Raw genomic sequence first — 18,859 nt, 5'->3', positions numbered from 1 at the left:
CATAAGAATTCTAGTTGGTGAAGGTGAAAATAAGAAAATCACCGTAAAATTATAGTTTTCTATCCGATTTTACATATCGGAATTTATGTTATTTACAAAAGTGAAACCTACGAAGGGGGATTTGATGAGGAAACTGACAAAAACATTCATCGTTTCATTAACATTATGTATTGCATTTACAATTTGGGGGATTATTCCCGAATCTATTATTGGAAAAGGTAGCCTAGGAAATGTAACGACTGCGATTCAAACGGCATTGGTTAGTAAGTTTGGATGGTTCTATATTATTTCTGTTTCTATTATTTTAGGTGTGTCTATCTTTTTAATTGTTTCGAAATACGGTTCTATTCGTTTAGGTAAAGATGATGATGAACCTGATTATAGTTATATGACATGGTTTGCTATGCTATTTAGCGCTGGTATGGGTATCGGTTTAGTTTTCTGGGGCGTTGCTGAACCATTAAACCATTTGTACGCACCTCCATTTGGAGAAGGTGCAACTGAGGAAAGTGCGCGTCTTGCATTACGTTTTTCATTTTTCCATTGGGGATTACATCCGTGGGGACTATATGCATTCGTAGCGCTGTGTATTGCTTACTTTACTTTTAGAAAAGGAAAAGCAAGTACGATTAGTGCGACAGTAGGTCCGTTATTTAAAGGCGGGGAACATGGACGTATTGCTCATTCATTTGATGTGTTAGCTGTTTTCGCAACTGTGTTTGGTGTCGCAACATCATTAGGTCTTGGTGCGAAACAAATTGCTGGTGGTGTTAGTTATTTAACATCTATCCCGAATTCATTGCCGACACAGTTAGTTATTATTGCAATCGTAACCGTTCTTTTCATGTTATCTGCGCAAACAGGTCTTGATAAAGGAATTAAATATTTAAGTAATGCGAATATTATTTTGGCGTTTGCACTTATGATTATTGTATTATTTGCAGGTCCAACAAACTTTATTATGAATTACTTCACTTCAACAATCGGTTCTTATATTCAGGAATTGCCAAGCATGAGCTTCCGTTTAAGTCCATTAGATGAAGGTGGAAACCAATGGATTCAGTCATGGACAATTTTCTATTGGGCATGGTGGATTGCATGGTCACCATTCGTAGGTACGTTTATTGCCCGTGTTTCACGAGGACGTACGATTCGTGAGTTTGTTATCGGTGTGTTACTCGTACCGACTGTAATCGGTGCGCTTTGGTTCTCTGTTTTCGGCGGGACTGGTATTCATATGGAGCTGTTCGGTGATGCACATATCTTTGAAAAAATTAAAGAGATGGGGACAGAAGTAGGATTGTTCGCTATGTTTGATCAGATGGGAAGCTTTGGATCAGCTTTATCTGTTCTAGCAATTCTTCTGATTTCTACATTCTTTATTACATCCGCAGATTCTGCGACATTTGTTTTAGGGATGTTAACAACACACGGTAGTTTAAATCCGCCGAACCGTATTAAAATGGTTTGGGGTATCGTTTTAGCCGCGCTAGCTTCTATCTTATTATATATTGGTGGATTAGAAGCCTTACAAACGGCAGCTATCATAGCGGCATTCCCATTCGTTTTCGTTATTTTCTTTATGATGGCGGCATTATTTAAAGAGTTACAAAAAGAAGGACGTATGAAGCGTCATTAATATATAGAAGGAAAAGGAGCTGATTATGTATCAGCTCTTTTTTATATAGAAGGAATTTGAACTGCAAGTAAGGGAAATAAAATACTTTACTATATAAGTAGTATGCCTTTTATACGAAGAAAAAACGATGTATTTCGACAATATTCGATATTCTATAAATTCTATTCATATTTTTGACAAAAAATTGTCGGAAATGTGTTGTCACGTTTATGTATATGTGCTATATTATTTCCTGTAAGCGATTTCAAATAGTTTTAAAGCGCATTCAAGGGGGACATCTAGAATAATGAAACGTTACGAAAGAAAGTGGAAGCATATTTGTTTGAAACGTGTGGCACATCGTAGTGTCCAAGAAAGCACGGAACCTAAGACTGAAACGCGCAAAGAACAGCAAGAGAAGCAATTGGTTCTACAAAAATAGCAATCACTTTTTCGTATATAAATGAAGGTCAATCGTTCGTTGGGGGATGGACGTGAAATTACTTTCAGCTAAGGGGTATTGTCTGATATATAATTTATACGGCAATAAATAAGCACAGAGCATACGGCGCTCTGTGCTTATTTTTATTATTTATCTTTTTTGAATCGAACTGTTTTATCCCACCCAATGACTTGTTTCTTGCTCTTTGCACGTAAGTATAAAATTAAGCTACGAATGAATAAGTACGTAAAGAGTTGTGCGTACGTAAAGTACATGATAACACTAATAAAAATGTTAGTTGGTGTAAAGGTTCGTTCCACACTCTGGGCACTAAATAATTGGGAAACATATGTAATATATGCGACATACCACATGAATAGTAGCGGAATGCTATATTGAATTTGGAATATCCCGAGTAACCCAATTACAAACCAAACATTCGAAATGATTAAGAACAGCCAAAATACAACATACACTAAAACCTGTTGTAAGGAATGGACGAGAAGTTTTCCTTTAAAGAAACTTAGGGAAGAAAACATTTTTTCTAAAATGTACAAGTTCCCTTGGAGCCAACGTGTACGCTGCTTAATAAGAATTTTTAAATGCTCAGGTTCTTGTTCCCATGTAATCGATTCTGGAACGATCGGTAAGAGATAGCCTTTTTGTGTAATTCGTAATGTTAATTCAGCGTCTTCTGCAATTGCATACGGATCATAACCGCCAAGCTCTTCTAATGCAGAGCGGCGAAGAAGCATGTTTGTTCCTGTTAGTGAACCTGTTTGGAATAGTAACCAGCGTCCGGATTGCATAAGGAGCTGGAAGATTTGAAATTCTAACGAAATCATTCGTGTTAGCCAGTTTCTTTTTTCATTTACAGTACGAACGTGACCAACAGCTCCAACAGCATCCTCGGTTGTTTCAGCGTGTTCTACAAGCATTCGCAGTGCATGTGGTTCAGGCTGGTTATCTGCATCATACACACAGAAGTATTCACCATCTGAAATACTAAGACCATAGTTTAATACACGCGATTTCCCTTTCGGTTCCCCCGCTGGAACACGAATGTGACGAATATGAGCATAAGCTTTGTCAAAATCGTCACCAATTTCAGGTGTCTCATCTTGAGAGTTATCGTTTAATAAATAAACAGTTAGTCTGCCTGGATATTCAATCTTCGCCATCGCCTCTAAAGTATCTTTAATAACGACACCTTCATTGTGGGCAGGTATTAAAATATCGACGCTTGGATAATGTTCTAGCGTACGATCTTTTCGTTTACTATTTCGGTGAATTAAGCCTGCGAGTGTTAAGAAAGAATAGTAAACAAGTAAGGCAGAGAATAGAAAGGCTGTAAAGATAAGTATATACTTGATTGAAAATGTGATACTAATCCAAAAAACGAGTACGCAAAACAGAAGGAATAAAAGCAGTATAACGAGTGTCATCATAATAATGTCTTTCCTTTGTTCCCAATTTGCTCGCGTGAAATTTTTATATCTTGAATCGCTTCAGCAGCAAGCCATTTCTCCATTTTTGGCTTTAGACGGTTCATTACAATGTCAGCACCGGCTTCATTTGTGTTTTGTAATAAAATAACGAGCTTATTATTATCGTATTCAGCGGCAAGGTCAAAGTCATCTCTTATCGTTTCAACTAATAATGAAGCTACACGGTCCATAACACTTTCCTTCGTATATTTACTAAAGGAATTGAAATCAAAGTAAATAATAACGCCTGTTTCATTACGACGATTCATTGCAGTGATTAATAATGCTTGTCGTCTTTCGAATTCTTGTCTTGTTAATAATTTTGATTCTCCAATGTATTGTTCTAATATTCTCACACGTTCGGTTAATTCTTTATTTTCATGAATAACCTTCTTTAATAAATGAGTTGAGATATATACGATGAAGAAGTTTGCTGACATTAGGAAGTGAGTAATAATGTATTCCCATTGTTCTGATGTACTCCATAAGTAAAGCCATGCTTGGTAGAACAGATAGAATACCGAAGTAATGGTTCCTAATATAAAGAGAACAAATGCGGTTTTATCATTCAATAATAGAAATAGTACATTAACAATTACATATATAATTGTGAAAATGAGAGCATGCTCATATTGCGTGACATGTACAGTTGTAAAATAAAATAAAATTTGTAAAATCCACATAGAGAGGACTTTATAGAAGTTATCTTTCACAAAACTTTCCTCCTTAAAGATAATTCATGCAAGGATACTTGTAGTATGCGCAATTATTAAGAAATAGACCGGATGACTAGGTTATTTTGGAGAACAACCACAAGTAGTATTCCTCTTTTGCAAGAAAAAATAAACAGACTTACTAATTATTGTATCATAATGTTTTTATATTTCAGCATGAAGAATTGAATATATACTAAAAAAATAAAGAATATAATAAAAAGCCCCCTCTTTAGAAAGAGGAGACTTTACATCATTTTATAGGAACATCATACCTGCAACTGCTGCATTTAAGAAGTTCGCTAATGTACCAGCGATAACTGCTTTAATCCCTAACTGTGCAATTTGTTTACGGCGAGTAGGAGCTAACGTTCCAGTTACACCTAATTGAATTGCGATAGAAGAGAAGTTTGCGAATCCACAGATTGCGAATGTTAAAATTAAGTTTGTTTTTGCAGAGAACTCTGCCATGTGTGGTCCCAAGTTTGCGTATGCAACGAATTCGTTGATTGCAAGTTTTTGACCGATAAAGCTTGCTGCCTGTATAGCTTCCCCTGGAGAAACCCCGATTAAGATTGCAAATGGTGATAATAAGTAACCGAAGATTAAATCAAGGCTAAGTTTAATATGGAACAGAGAGCCAATTAATCCTAATAGACCATTTAATAAAGCGATTAATGCGATGAAAGCCATTAACATTGCTGCTACGTTAATAACAAGTTGCATACCTTCAGATGCACCACGTGCAGCTGCATCGATAACGTTTGCATCTTCACGTTCTGTAGAAAGTTCAACGTTATTATCTACTTTTTCTGTTTCTGGCATAATTAGTTTCGCGATTAATAAACTTGATGGAGCTGCCATAATTGCTGCTGCTAATAAGTGTTCTAACGGAATACCCATTGCTGCATAGCCGACAAGAACTGATCCGGCAACAGCTGTCATACCGCTTACCATAATAGTGAAGAATTCACTATTTGTTAAACGTGCTAAGTAAGGTTTGATTAAGATTGGAGCTTCAGTTTGTCCTAAAAATACAGTTGTTACTGAGTTTAAACTTTCTGCTTTAGAAGTTCCAAGAAGTTTACTTAATGCGCCACCAACGACACTCACAAATCTCTGCATAATACCGAAATGATATAAGATTGCTACTAATGAACTAATAAATACGATTGGAAGTAGTGCTTGAATAAAGAAGACAAATCCCCAAGGGCCTTTTGCGTTGACTAAATCCCCAGCAACGAACTTAATTCCCTCGTAAGAAAAATTAATTAATCCTTGAACACCATCAGCAGCGTATTTTAAACCTGCTTTTCCGGCATCCCATCGTAATACGATAAATGAAAATGACATTTGTAATGCTAGCGCGATTAAAATTGTGCGCCAATTAATAGCTTTGCGGTTGGAAGATAGTAAGAAAGCAATTGCTAATACTCCAATCACGCCGCCAATTCCCCATAAAAGATTCATGCAGTGTATGCTCCTTCCTCATAGTAAAAAAAGTGTATAAACCAGTTGTCTATACTTGTGCGAATATAACATCTTAAGTAACTTATCATAATGGACATCGGAGGTCAAACGTCTAACGAAAAGTTTAAATAAAAAGAAAATTCTTTGAAAAAACACATATAAAATAAATACACATGAAATAGGTTATGTTTTTTATGTAAATATATACATTATGATAACGTTATGGGTTGTTTTTGTAGAATATGGTGTATGAAATGGAAGAATGGATACATTATTATTGTAGAGAGAAGATGGGTAAAAGAGAGTAATGTGTTGAACCTATAACAAAAAAGCCTTCTAGTAATCTAGAAGGCTTTTAAACTATTAATTAAGGTGCTTTCGTGTATCCTAAGAAATGGCTCTTCCAATAAGAGTTACTTAATGAAGCGATTGCTACACCTTTATCTCCAGCTTGGATAAATGATCCGCCCCCAAGGTAAATACCCATATGAGAAGGACCAGCTTTATAAGTGTCTTTGAAGTAAATTAAGTCACCAGGTTGTGGATTTGAAGTTTGTGGTAGGCTACCCCAATATCCCGCAACACTTTGACGGCTAATGTTATGACCAAATTTCTTAAATACGTGGTAAATGTAACCACTGCAGTCAACACCAGTAGCAGAAGTACCGCCCCAAACGTAAGGTACACCTTGCATTCCTTTTGCATATGCAAGTATGGAAGAACTGTCACCGCTATTGTTGCCTGTATTATTGTTATTGTTGTTATTGTTTTGGTTGTTATTTTGGTTGTTGTTAGGCTTATTATCTACTGCGCCCCCAACTGGTGTTTTAGAAAGGTAACGTGTTCCAATATAACCATTTTGGCCGTTGTAGTTGATTTTGCTCCATCCAGAGTTTTCAGAGATTACTTGAACTTTCTGTCCTTGTGGAAGTGCACCTATGATTCTATAATTTGTACCTTCGCCGCTACGTACGTTTAAGGCAGAAGCATTAATGTAGTAGTCACCAATCGCACCTTGATCAGGTTGTTTTGGCTGCTCAGGTTGCTTCGGTTGTTCAGGAGTAGTAGTGCCACCTTTAACGAACTTAACAAACTCGCTGCTAACGAAGCCTGTTTTTCCTTGGTAGTTTACTTTGAACCAACCGTTTTCAGATCCAACTACGTTTAATGTAGTACCATTTAACACGCCACCAATTACACTATGGTAAGCAGCAGGGCCTGTACGAACACGTAGAGATGTTGCGTTAACAACGTAAGTACCGCCAGTTTGAACATTTACATTATTGTTTTGTTCTGGCTTGTTGTTTTGCTCTTGGTTGTTACCTTGAGTGACGTTTTCGTTAGAACCGCCTTTTGTTACGTAGTCTTTGCTTAAGTAAGCCGTTTGTCCTGCATAATTGATTTTGAACCAATCTTGAACTTCGCCAACAACTTGTACGACTTGTCCTTGTTTAACAGAACCTACAGTTGGATGAGAAGTGCTAGGACCTGTACGAACGCGAAGGGAAGATACATTTACTGTATAGTTTCCGCTTGCTGGTTGAACAGTTGCTCCATTGTTACTATTGTTGTTACTGTTTGTAGAACCCGTATTTGAAGAAGCGCCTGATACAAATTCGCTACTTACATAACCTACTTGTCCATTATGGTTGATTTTCACCCAACCATTTTCTTGACCAATTACGTTTAATGTTTGTCCTGCATATACACGTCCTGAAACAGAACTAGAAGTGTTAGGAGCAGTACGTACACGTAATACATCAGCAGTAACTTTATTGTTTCCACCTGTTGTACTTACATTAGAATTGCTTGCTCCATTTTTTGATACAAATTCGCCACTAACAAATCCTGTTTGTCCATTAATGTTAATTTTGAACCAACCATTTTCTTCGCCAATCACGTTTAGTGATTGACCGTTATAAACACGCGAGATGATGTCGTGAGAAGTACTTGATCCTGCACGAACATGTAATACGCTAGTGTTTACCGTATAAGATGAGCTGTTTGATGCTGAAGCTTGGACAGTTGTAGCAGCTTTTTGTGTATTTTGTTCAGGGGCAGCTTGAACACTATCAAGTGTAGGTGCTGCTCCTCCTGCTACAGACACTGCCGCAAGACCGGCAAGGTATTTTTTCATAATTTGTCGATTCCTTTCTGTCTGTAATGTAGTGAAGAAATATTTACCAACTGTTAAAAATTCTAAAGAGCATGTCGATTACTGTCAAGACTTATGCGGTAATCTGAATATGACAAAAAGATTACAAAAAAAAATCAAGGCATAAATCTATACCTTGATTTCCATTTAAATACATATATTGAATGCAGAAAGGATAGAAATTATACGTGTTTAAGAAGATGACATATTGGATTGTAACAAGCTTTGAGAAAATGATCTTTGCAGCATTTTTGTGATAGGACCAACTTGACCATCTTGAATTGCAGTTCCATCAAGGTGAGTCATCGGCAAAATTTCAATCGTCGTTCCTGTAAAGAAACATTCATCTGCTTGATACACATCGCGAATGCTAAACAGTTCTTCTTGTACAGGAATACGAAGGGTTTTCGCTAAAGAAAGGACATATTGACGCATGATGCCATTTAAAATAAGGTGATTGGCTGGATGTGTGTAGAGCGTACCATTTTTTATGAGAAAGAAATTAGAACAGCTTCCCTCAGTTATGGTACCATTTCGTACGAAAAGGGCCTCTTTACAACCTTTGCGTTCAGCTTTCGTAGCAGCTAATACATTGGGTAATAAATTTAATGATTTGATATCACAGCGTAGCCAGCGCGTATCTGGCTCTGATATAGCACGTACACCATATTCAATCCATAACGCAGGTCTTTCTTTCTTCGTAATATAGGCATAGATTGTCGGAGGGACGTCATATGAGAATGTGTGGGTACGAGCTTGTACACCACGAGAGACTTGCAAATAAATCGTTCCATCTTCGTGGAAATTATTATTTTCAATTAGTTTGTAGAGTAGGATAATAAGTTCTGCTTTGGAGAAAGGGAGTGATAATTCTATTTCTTCCATGGAGCGATATAATCTTGTGATATGCGGATCTAATAAGTGAAAGTTCCCTTTATATAAGCGGATAACCTCGTAGACACCATCTCCAAACTGCAAGCCTCTTTCTTCAAGTTCTATGTACGTCTTTTGTTTCGTTGTATCAATAACTGCATCATTCCAAAGTACAAATCTTTCATATGCCAATTTTCGTCCCATCCTTTCGTAAGTACGTAAGTAAAGAAGTCACTATAATAATTTTTATGTAAGTAATTCTCTACATATGACGTATATGTATTTGTAAATCATAGAGAAATAGTGGTGATTTAGAGCATTTTGTATATACAAATTCGAAAATAAGAAATAAAAATCCTGCTTTTAAATAAAAAAAGCAACATTCTTATAGAATGCTGCACAAGGAGGGTAGCTATCTTTCATAGGGACATCGTCTTATTGAATGTTTTGTGTATGGAAACAAAACACATTGAAAGACAATTATAAGAAAGTAGAAATAAACGATTCACATATTTCTTTAAGGGATCTTATTACAGATGAGAGATAAGAAATATATAGAACCGCGCTTACATATTTTATTATAGGGATGTTTCATTAATCCTATGTGAATATTTGGTAAAGGTTATGTAATGTTAAAGTTAATGAATATAAGTGATTGTATGGAGAAATATAAAAAAAGAGGCTGAGATTACTCAGCGCTCTTTTTTTCTTCTTTAATTGCTGTCTTTACTTCACCAGTTTTGGTCTTATTACTTTCAGAGAAGCGAAGTAAGTCACCTTCAATGATTTTGTCAGACATGTGCAATTCATTTTGGGCACGATCAATGAGTGGTTGAGATTCTTCTTTTGGTAGTTGTACAACCTCACCAGTGTTACGGTCGTAGAATGTACTGTTCGTGTACATGTACTTATCTGTAATGAAGCTACCGTCACGAAGAACAACGAATCCTTTATTATCAGGTGAGAATACATCATGACCAAATTGAATTTGATTCGTAGAATCTACACCAAGTAAGTTGAGAATTGTTGGTTTAATGTCAATTTCACCAGTTGGTTTTGAAATTGTTTTACCTTCTTTTTGACCTGGAACGTGAATAAACATTGGTGTTTTTTGTAAGTTCATATGGTCAAATGCAGTGATTTCTTCTTTTCCTAAGAACTGTGCCATTGCACGGTTATGGTTTTCAGAAATACCGTAGTGATCACCGTAGAATACGATAACTGAGTTGTCGTAAATACCTTCAGCTTTTAGACGCTCAATAAAGTGTTTCATTGCTTCGTCTAAATAGCGAGCAGTTACCATGTAACGGTCGAACACACCATCACCAGAATTATATTCATCGATTAATTTCGTATTTTCATCATAAGTGAATGGGTAATGGTTTGTTAAAGTAAGGAAGCGAGTGTAGAACGGTTGCTTCACTTCTTTTAACATATCGATAGATTGATCGAAGTATTCGATATCTTTTAATCCCCAATTTAATTTCGTTTCTGGCGTAATCTTGTAGTCAAGTTCGTTGTAGTAACGATCATAACCAAGTGCCGGATACATAATGTTACGGTTCCAGAATGTTGCGTTGTTCGCGTGGAATACTGATGTGTGATATCCTTGCTCACGTAAAATTTCTGGAGTCGCTGTATATTCGTTATTACCGTGTGTGAAGAATACAGCACCACGGTCTAGCGGATACATGGAAGTATCTACTAAGAATTCAGCATCTGATGTTTTTCCTTGCCCAGTTTGATGGAAGAAGTTATCAAAGTAATAACTTTCTTTCGTAAATTGGTTTAAGAATGGTGTAACTTCTTGTCCGTTAACTGTTGCACCAATTAAGAATGTTTGTAATGACTCAAGAGAGACAACAATTACGTTTTTCCCTTTTGCAGTACCAAACATATTTGGATCTGGTTTGCTTTGTGTTGTTTTTACGTAGTTTTCTGTTTCTTGCAATTTACTACCGTCAGCAAATGCTTTTTGTGAACTTGATTTTGCTTGTAAGCCAAGATCGTATACTTGGTGTACATATAAACCTAAGTTTTTAACAAGCATAACGCGGTCGAATGAACGTGTTAATAGTTCAGGACGCTCGGCTTCTGCCAGTCCTAAGTTTACGAAGAAAATAGCAACTGTTGACACGAAGTATAGGGAACGCATTGGGCGTGCTACACGCTCTGTCGGTGCAAAGCTTTTCTTCTTCTTCAATAAAATGAAGAATACGATAATATCAGCAAATGCAAGGATGATTTTGTAGTTAAACAATTCTTTCACACTAGAACCTAAACTCCCAAAGTTAGATGTTTGTCCTAGTACAGGTAAAGTAACGAAGTCATTATAGAATCCGTAGAACATTACATTACCAACAAGAATGATTGTTAAGACAAAATTAATTCCAAGTGCTATATAGTTACGTTTTTTCCCTTTTGCAAATAATGCAAGACCAACAAGCAGTAATGATGCTGCTAATGGGCTAAGGAATAAAATGAATTCTTGCATGAAAGATTCAAGTTTTAAATCAAAGCTTGTGCGAGTAATAAGATATGTCTTCAACCATACGGCTAAAGCTACGAATACAGTGAAACGCACATTTTGAAATTGTGATTTCAAGGTTTCTTTCATTCATTTCCACCCTTTCTCTATCAGGCTTGGTCGATTTTGGAGCGAAAAATGCTAAAATAAAAAATACATAGTTTTCTTGGCCATAATTAGAGGTTCTATATTCACCCATATACGACTATAACTATGCATACCCTTTTGGTTTCTTGTGTTGCTCATAAGCATAACGTCATTTCTGTATTATACAACAAAATTCATTTCTGAGAAACACTATAACATTTTACATTTTTTGTATGAGATTTGTCACTACCAGAGAAAACTTTAACACTCGTTTATATGTCCGTCAACTAGAAAATATAACAAAGATAGAACGGGATGTTAAGTGAAAGTGAAAATTTTCTAGGTTGATAAATAAGAAATGACAATGGGTAAGTGGTTATATAGAAACCTATTATATGATGGGAAGTATGTAAAAATTAACGAACACTTGTTCTTTTTTGGTTTGTTTGTTACAATAAAAGTTCATTGATAGATTATGTGTAATTTTGATGAACTTTTACTAATAACATATTGTAGCTTATTTCTTTTTAAAAATAGGGAGGCTTTCATATGGAACAAAAATTTTCAGTTGAAGCGTTTTGGAAGAAAGGAAAACATGTTGCAAAACAAGCAGGGCAATCGGTCATTTATGCAAGTTTATTATTGTTTTACGTTTTGCAGAAACCGGATGTTCCAAAACGAGTGAAAATTATTGTAATTGGAGCACTTGCTTATTTTATTGCACCGATTGATGCGATTCCGGATTTCATTGCTGGAATTGGTTATACGGATGATTTAGGGGCGTTAATGGCTGCGCTATTACAAGCGTCGATATACGTCAATGAAGATGTGAAAGATAAGGCACGAGTGAAGTTGGCAGAATGGTTTGGTTCGGATATAGACACATCCTTTATCGATCAGAAATTAGATCAATAGGTGAGAACTGTCATATGGTGACAGGGCGAACGTAAGCGAGGAAGTGCATTATGCCATCAGGAAGAACACATACGAAAATAAACTTAATATCCCTTCCGGTTGTTTTGTTTATGCTCTTTTCGTATGGATTAACAAACTTTGATTTTTTATTAACTTTTGCAATTGGCTTTTTAGTAGGTACTACATTTTTAACGCCGGATTTAGATACGTATAGTAATGCGTATAATAAATGGGGATTCTTACGTATATTTTGGTATCCGTATAAGAAGGTAATGCCGCATCGCTCCTTCTTTACACATACAATTATACTTGGTGATGTGATTCGTATTGCATACATGTTAATTGTGTTTTCCCCGTTTTTATTCCTATTAAATGTAATCGCGCTTGACGGGAATTTAATAGGAATTGCGAAGGAACATGAGGTTGAAATTACAACGTTCGTAATGGGAATTGTTGTGGCGAGTACGCTTCACATTATAGCGGATAAAGTGAATACGCGTCGCAAGAAGATGATGAGAAAAAAGAAGAAACGCAGAAGATAAAAAAACCGTCCCAAAAGATATTTTTGGGACGGTTTTTCTTTTTAATCAAACGTTTGTTTAAAAAGGAAATTAAGCTTTCAATACTTTAATGCCCTTCACAATGTTCCAAATGAAGTAGTATAAGCTGATGATTCCGCAAATACATAAGACAATCATTGTTCCAATTCCAAGTGTTACATCAGGCTGATCAGATCCAAGACCCATAACTCCTAGAATAACCAAGCCAATGAATGTAGCGATACTTGGGATAATGTGTGTCCACAGAGCACGTTTTGCATGTGGTTTTGTTTCAGCATCCCCTACAAGCCAAACGATAATAGGGAATAAGATAGGGGCAAAGAGTACGCTAAAGTAAGATAAAGCTGCTAATATTTTGTTTCCGTTCATATATATCACCTCATAAATAATGTCCATTGCTATACTATTATTATGCGATAGTTTTGGCAAGCTTACTATCGATGAACATTACAGCAACGTGACGATTTTGTAAGATTTTTATATTAAATAATATAATTTTCAAAAAAATCTTTTGTAATAGAAATTGTTATGGTACAGTATAAATGAAAGTTATTGAAAACGTTTTCTTAAACGTTTTTTATTTTTAGACTTAAAGGTATGATGACCTGATAGTCTATTGATGAGGTTATTCTATTTAAAAGGGGATTCTTTAGGGGGAGAGAACAATGAACACATGGACACAAGTTTATGATCCGTTCGGAAACATTTGGATTTCGGCAGCGGTCGCACTTATTCCGATTATCTTTTTTTTCTTAGCTTTAGCAGTTTTCCGCATGAAGGGGTATGTGGCAGGATTTATTACAGTTGTACTTACAATTTTAGTGGCATTATTCGCTTATAAGATGCCGTTCACGATGGCGATGGCAGCGACCGGATATGGTTTCTTATACGGACTATGGCCGATTGCTTGGATTATCATTATGTCGGTATTTTTATATAAAATATCTGTAAAAACAGGTCAATTCGATGTCATTCGTGCATCTGTATTATCCATTACAAATGACCATCGTTTACTCGTTATTTTAATCGGTTTTTCATTTGGAGCATTTTTGGAAGGGGCAGCAGGATTTGGTGCACCAGTAGCGATTACGGCAGCACTTCTTGCGGGTCTTGGGTTAAATCCTTTATATGCAGCGGGTCTTTGTTTAATCGCAAATACGGCACCGGTAGCGTTCGGAGCGATGGGAATTCCGATTACAGTTGCTGGACAAGTAACTGGTATTGACCCACATAAAATTGGACAAATGGCTGGACATCAATTACCGTTTCTATCATTATTTGTTCCGTTCTTTATCGTATTTTTAATGGATGGATTTAAAGGAGTAAGACAAACATGGCCAGCTCTATTTGTAGCGGGTAGCTCATTTGCAATTACGCAGTTCATTACAGCGACGTTCTTAGGACCAGAACTTCCGGATATTACGTCAGCACTTGTAAGTTTAGTGAGTTTATCGCTATTCTTAAAAGTTTGGCAGCCGAAAGAAATCTATCAGTCTAAAGAAGCAAATAGTGAAGTAGCTGCGGCAACGACGGCAACATCTATGCCGAAACTAACGGTAGGAAAGGTCGTAAAAGCATGGTCTCCATTCATTATTTTAACTGTAATGGTAGTCATTTGGAGCCAAAGTTTCTTTAAATCGTTATTTGCTCCAGGTGGCGCGTTGGAAAGCCTTGTGTTTAAGTTTGAAGTTCCAGGCTTACACAATCTAGTAATGAAAGCAGAGCCAATTGTAAATAAACCGACGCCTTATGAAGCAATCCTGAAATTAGATATTTTATCAGCGACGGGAACAGCAATTTTAATTGCTTGTCTCATTTCCATGCTGATTTTGAAAATGAGTGTAAAAGATGCAGTAGTAACATTTAAAGAAACATTAAACGAGCTTAAGATGCCGATTCTATCAATTGGATTCGTATTAGGATTCGCGTTTATCGCAAACTATTCTGGTTTATCTTCTACATTAGCGTTAGCACTTGCAGGAACTGGCGGGCTATTCCCGTTCTTCTCACCATTTCTAGGCTGGATTGGGGTATTCTTAACAGGATCTGATACGTCAGCGAATGCACTGTTCTCGAATTTACAAGCGATTACAGCGCAGCAAGTCGGTGTATCTGAAGTACTTCTCGTTGCAGCAAATACAACGGGCGGTGTAACAGGAAAAATGATTTCTCCGCAATCGATTGCGATTGCTTGTGCGGCAGTTGGACTGGCTGGAAAAGAATCAGATTTATTCCGCTTTACAGTGAAGCATAGTTTATTCTTCGTAATTATTGTTGGTATTATGACGTATGTGCAGGCATATTATTTAACGTGGATGATTCCATAAGCAACAAAAGAAATAAACTTTGCATTTTTCAGATTATCGTGTATGATGGGAAAGTATTGAAAATTAAATCAGTGATAAACTAGGGGTGCCTAACGTATGCGTAGGCTGAGAGAGAAGCGCTTGATCTTCTTAACCCTTTGGACCTGATCTGGCTCGTACCAGCGTAGGGAAGTTAACGGCTTTACATAATGATGTCTTTTATGAGCCAGGTCCTTATTTTTTTATGGACCTGGCTCTTTTTATTTTGGCATGCGCTGGCCATATCTCGTCCTTGTCACGTACAGGGGGCAACAAAGGTTATGAAACAGTCTGTTTCAGCTGAGCAAATTGAATTGAAATCGAGTTTACCAGGAAGTAAAAAAGTGTATGTGGATGGACCGCGCGCGGGTATGAAAGTGCCGATGCGCGAGATTGAACAAAGTGAAACGAACGGCATTCCGAATCCGCCAATCCGTGTATACGATACGAGCGGTCCTTATACAGATCCTGCGCATAAAGTGGAGCTGGAAAAGGGGTTGCAGGCGCCGCGCCACTCTTGGATCCTGGAGCGCGGAGATGTAGAAGCATACGAAGGGCGCGAAGTGAAACCAGAGGATGACGGTGTGAAAGTGGCTTCGAAACATACACCTGTTTTTCCGCAAATGGATCGCCAGCCGCTTAGAGCGAAGCAAGGGGCAAACGTTACACAAATGCATTATGCGCGCAATGGCATCATTACGTCTGAGATGGAATATGTTGCGATTCGTGAAGGAGTAGAGCCTGAGTTTGTTCGTAAGGAAATCGCGGAAGGCCGTGCCATTTTACCAGCAAATATTAACCATCCGGAAGCAGAGCCGATGATTATCGGGCGTAACTTCCACGTGAAGGTCAATGCAAATATCGGAAACTCTGCTGTATCTTCTTCTATTGCAGAAGAAGTAGAGAAGATGACGTGGGCAACGCGCTGGGGTGCGGATACGATTATGGATTTATCTACAGGTAAAAATATTCATACGACGCGTGAGTGGATTATTCGTAACGCGCCTGTACCAGTTGGGACTGTACCGATCTATCAAGCGCTGGAAAAAGTAAACGGAATTGCAGAAGATTTAACGTGGGAAGTGTATCGTGATACGTTAATTGAGCAAGCGGAGCAAGGTGTTGATTACTTTACGATTCACGCGGGCGTATTACTTCGTTACATTCCGATTACTGCAAAGCGTACGACAGGTATCGTTTCACGTGGTGGTTCAATTATGGCACAGTGGTGTTTATTCCATCATAAAGAAAACTTCTTATACACTCATTTTGAAGAGATATGTGAAATTATGAAGCAGTACGACGTTTCGTTTTCTCTTGGAGATGGATTACGTCCAGGTTCGATTGCAGATGCAAATGACGAAGCACAGTTTTCTGAGCTTGAAACACTCGGGGAATTAACGAAGATTGCTTGGAAACATGATGTGCAAGTGATGATTGAAGGACCTGGGCATGTACCGATGCATTTAATTAAAGAGAATATGGAGAAAGAGCTTGATATTTGTCAGGGCGCGCCGTTCTATACACTTGGACCGTTAACGACAGATATTGCACCAGGTTATGACCATATTACATCCGCAATTGGGGCTGCAATGATTGGCTGGTTTGGAACGGCGATGCTTTGTTATGTAACACCGAAAGAACATTTAGGTTTACCGAATAAAGATGATGTTCGTGAGGGAGTTATTACGTACAAAATCGCTGCGCATGCGGCTGATCTTGCGAAAGGGCACAAAACGGCTCATCAGCGTGATGATGCACTTTCAAAAGCTCGCTTTGAATTCCGTTGGCGCGATCAATTTAATTTATCTTTAGATCCTGAACGTGCGATGGAATATCACGATGAAACATTGCCAGCAGAAGGTGCGAAAACAGCTCATTTCTGCTCCATGTGTGGGCCGAAGTTTTGTAGTATGAGAATTTCACATGATATTCGTGAATATGCGAAAGAAAATGATTTAGAAACGACAGAAGCAATTGAAAAAGGGATGAAAGAGAAAGCGAAAGAATTTAAAGACACTGGTAGTCATTTATACCAATAACACGTTACACCTCTTTACTTGATTGATCACACTGTAGTACCTAACTTAAATATAGAAGAAGCCCGCTTTGCTAAGACGGTAGCAAAGCGGGCTTCTGTCGTTTATAAGGCGAAGAAGAGGTGTACCCAGTAGTATAAGAGGAATAATGTGACGACTGTTGTGAGAGGAATAACGATAAGGGATACACTTAAATAGTCTTTCCATTTTACTTTAATTTTGTTTTGTTTCAGGATATACATCCAAATGAGGGAAGCTAGCGTACCGATTGGTAATAATAGTGAACCGATGTCACTACCAATAATGTTTGCGAGATAGATAGTTTTTAATGTGACTGGGTCTAGTCCCATTTCTGTTAATGTGATTGTACCAATCATAAGTGCAGGATGGTTATTGAAGACGTTAGAGAGGAGGGAGACGAGCCCGCCCATTGCAAAGCTAGCATAGAGCAGATGTTGGCTTACAAGTGGTTCAAGCCAATTGACAAGCACCGCTGTTAATCCTGCGTTATGAAGCCCGTAAATAATGACATACATAGAGAAAGCGAAAATTAAAATGTGCCACGGTGTCTTTTTCAAAATATCGATAGGATTCGTTCGTAAGTAGTACCATCTCCAGATGAGAAGAACGAGTGAACCGAGTACAGCAACAATTTCGATTGGGATGGATAAGAATGATGCAACGAATAGAAGACAGCGCATAAGGAAGACGAAGCCTAATACTCTTAGCATGAATTTCGTACGTTTTTGTTTCGTATCAACAGAATTTTTTCCTTTTAACGGATGGAAGTTTTTCGTGAAGAATATTTCTTCGATATCATATGAAGAAACAGGTAATCTTTCTGGTAGTTTTTTCTTTAAAACTGTGTACATAAGCCATGACATAAACAATAGTCCTAATGTTGCAGGTACAAACATCATCGCTGTGTGCATATAAAGAGTCATATGAACGATATTTAATGCGATTAAGTTTACGATATTACTTACACCAATTGGTGCACTAGATGCAGTGGCGATTAAAGCGCCGCTTAATAAATAAGGAATTTGTTGATGAGGTTTTAATTGAAGATTTTTTAGGAGAAGAATTAAAATTGGAGTCGTAATTAAAATACTACCGTCGTTATTAAATAAAAGAGTCATAAGAAAACATAATAATTGAATATACCAGTACAAACGGCGGCCGGATCCTTTTGCTAGGTTTGCAAGTTTCGCTGCAGACCAGTGAAAGAAGCCGAAGCTTTCTAATATAACCGCCATAACGATGGTCGCTAATATTGTTATCGAGGCACCGCCGATTTTACTGATAATGTCCATGACGTCTGGTTTTGATACAAGTCCAGTAATCAGGATAATGCCAGCGCCAATTGCTGCCGGCCACGCCTCATTTAAACCACGAGGTCGCCAAAAGATAACAATCATCGTTAAGAAGAATACAATAATAGTAATCCATATTTCAATGCTCATATTTTACCTACCTTTCTACTTTTCCTTAAACCAATGTAGCTTGTCTCAAGGTCTGTATTGGTAGTATATTCAGTAAAAAATAGGAAGAACTAGACGTATGATGGAATAAAGTGAATATGTGTTTTTCAAGCTAAAGGACAAGTGTCACGAATAGTGAAATAACTA

The 18,859-nt window shown here is 37.4% G+C and carries 13 protein-coding genes and 1 riboswitch; of the genes, 5 read left to right on the top strand and 8 right to left on the bottom strand.

What is annotated here, in order from left to right; all coding sequences use genetic code 11:
- Positions 1-124 precede the first annotated feature (124 nt).
- Entirely contained in the window at positions 125-1,639 is a 1,515-nt protein-coding gene (gene opuD, locus KZZ19_RS25635) for a glycine betaine transporter OpuD (protein WP_226545783.1), read from the top strand.
- 567 nt (positions 1,640-2,206) lie between these two features.
- Here the strand turns inward: opuD and KZZ19_RS25630 are convergent.
- The 6 genes from KZZ19_RS25630 to KZZ19_RS25605 form a co-directional block, all read right to left on the bottom strand.
- Positions 2,207-3,508, bottom strand: coding sequence for a glycosyltransferase family 2 protein (locus KZZ19_RS25630; RefSeq protein ID WP_088098441.1), 1,302 nt, complete (start codon positions 3,506-3,508; stop codon positions 2,207-2,209).
- The gene (locus KZZ19_RS25625; RefSeq protein WP_237981248.1) at positions 3,505-4,260 is read right to left on the bottom strand and encodes a GGDEF domain-containing protein; all 756 of its coding nucleotides are present in this window, start codon (positions 4,258-4,260) and stop codon (positions 3,505-3,507) included. The genes KZZ19_RS25630 and KZZ19_RS25625 overlap by 4 nt, the downstream gene beginning before the upstream one ends.
- A gap of 258 nt (positions 4,261-4,518) precedes the next feature.
- On the bottom strand, positions 4,519-5,730 hold the full coding sequence (locus KZZ19_RS25620) for a NupC/NupG family nucleoside CNT transporter (RefSeq protein WP_088064824.1): 1,212 nt from the start codon (positions 5,728-5,730) through the stop codon (positions 4,519-4,521).
- A gap of 367 nt (positions 5,731-6,097) precedes the next feature.
- Positions 6,098-7,867: an SH3 domain-containing protein gene (locus KZZ19_RS25615; RefSeq protein ID WP_237981249.1), complete on the bottom strand. Its 1,770-nt coding sequence runs from the start codon at positions 7,865-7,867 to the stop codon at positions 6,098-6,100.
- A 210-nt stretch (positions 7,868-8,077) separates the two neighbouring features.
- Positions 8,078-8,962: a D-amino-acid transaminase gene (locus KZZ19_RS25610; protein ID WP_237981250.1), complete on the bottom strand. Its 885-nt coding sequence runs from the start codon at positions 8,960-8,962 to the stop codon at positions 8,078-8,080.
- Between the two features lie 484 nt (positions 8,963-9,446).
- Positions 9,447-11,375: an LTA synthase family protein gene (locus KZZ19_RS25605; protein WP_237981251.1), complete on the bottom strand. Its 1,929-nt coding sequence runs from the start codon at positions 11,373-11,375 to the stop codon at positions 9,447-9,449.
- A gap of 546 nt (positions 11,376-11,921) precedes the next feature.
- Here KZZ19_RS25605 and KZZ19_RS25600 point away from each other — a divergent pair.
- Both KZZ19_RS25600 and KZZ19_RS25595 read left to right on the top strand, forming a co-directional pair.
- Positions 11,922-12,287, top strand: coding sequence for a YkvA family protein (locus KZZ19_RS25600; protein WP_098342360.1), 366 nt, complete (start codon positions 11,922-11,924; stop codon positions 12,285-12,287).
- A gap of 50 nt (positions 12,288-12,337) precedes the next feature.
- Complete coding sequence (locus KZZ19_RS25595; protein WP_088098433.1) at positions 12,338-12,829, top strand: metal-binding protein; 492 nt, start codon at positions 12,338-12,340, stop codon at positions 12,827-12,829.
- Positions 12,830-12,898: 69 nt separating this feature from the next.
- On the opposite strand, the gene KZZ19_RS25590 is transcribed toward KZZ19_RS25595, so the two are convergent.
- Positions 12,899-13,216, bottom strand: coding sequence for a DUF4870 domain-containing protein (locus KZZ19_RS25590; RefSeq protein ID WP_088098432.1), 318 nt, complete (start codon positions 13,214-13,216; stop codon positions 12,899-12,901).
- 296 nt (positions 13,217-13,512) lie between these two features.
- Between KZZ19_RS25590 and lldP the strand changes: the two genes are divergently transcribed.
- Positions 13,513-15,174, top strand: coding sequence for an L-lactate permease (gene lldP, locus KZZ19_RS25585; RefSeq protein ID WP_237981252.1), 1,662 nt, complete (start codon positions 13,513-13,515; stop codon positions 15,172-15,174).
- Positions 15,175-15,245: 71 nt separating this feature from the next.
- Positions 15,246-15,361: riboswitch (TPP riboswitch) on the top strand.
- 112 nt (positions 15,362-15,473) lie between these two features.
- Positions 15,474-17,234, top strand: coding sequence for a phosphomethylpyrimidine synthase ThiC (thiC, locus tag KZZ19_RS25580; protein ID WP_088098431.1), 1,761 nt, complete (start codon positions 15,474-15,476; stop codon positions 17,232-17,234).
- Between the two features lie 101 nt (positions 17,235-17,335).
- On the opposite strand, the gene KZZ19_RS25575 is transcribed toward thiC, so the two are convergent.
- On the bottom strand, positions 17,336-18,694 hold the full coding sequence (locus KZZ19_RS25575) for an arsenic transporter (RefSeq protein ID WP_088098430.1): 1,359 nt from the start codon (positions 18,692-18,694) through the stop codon (positions 17,336-17,338).
- Between the last annotated feature and the right edge of the window lie 165 nt (positions 18,695-18,859).

This window comes from Bacillus thuringiensis (assembly GCF_022095615.2).
Lineage (GTDB): Bacteria > Bacillota > Bacilli > Bacillales > Bacillaceae_G > Bacillus_A > Bacillus_A cereus_AG.
This window is presented reverse-complemented; position numbering and strand designations above follow the sequence as displayed.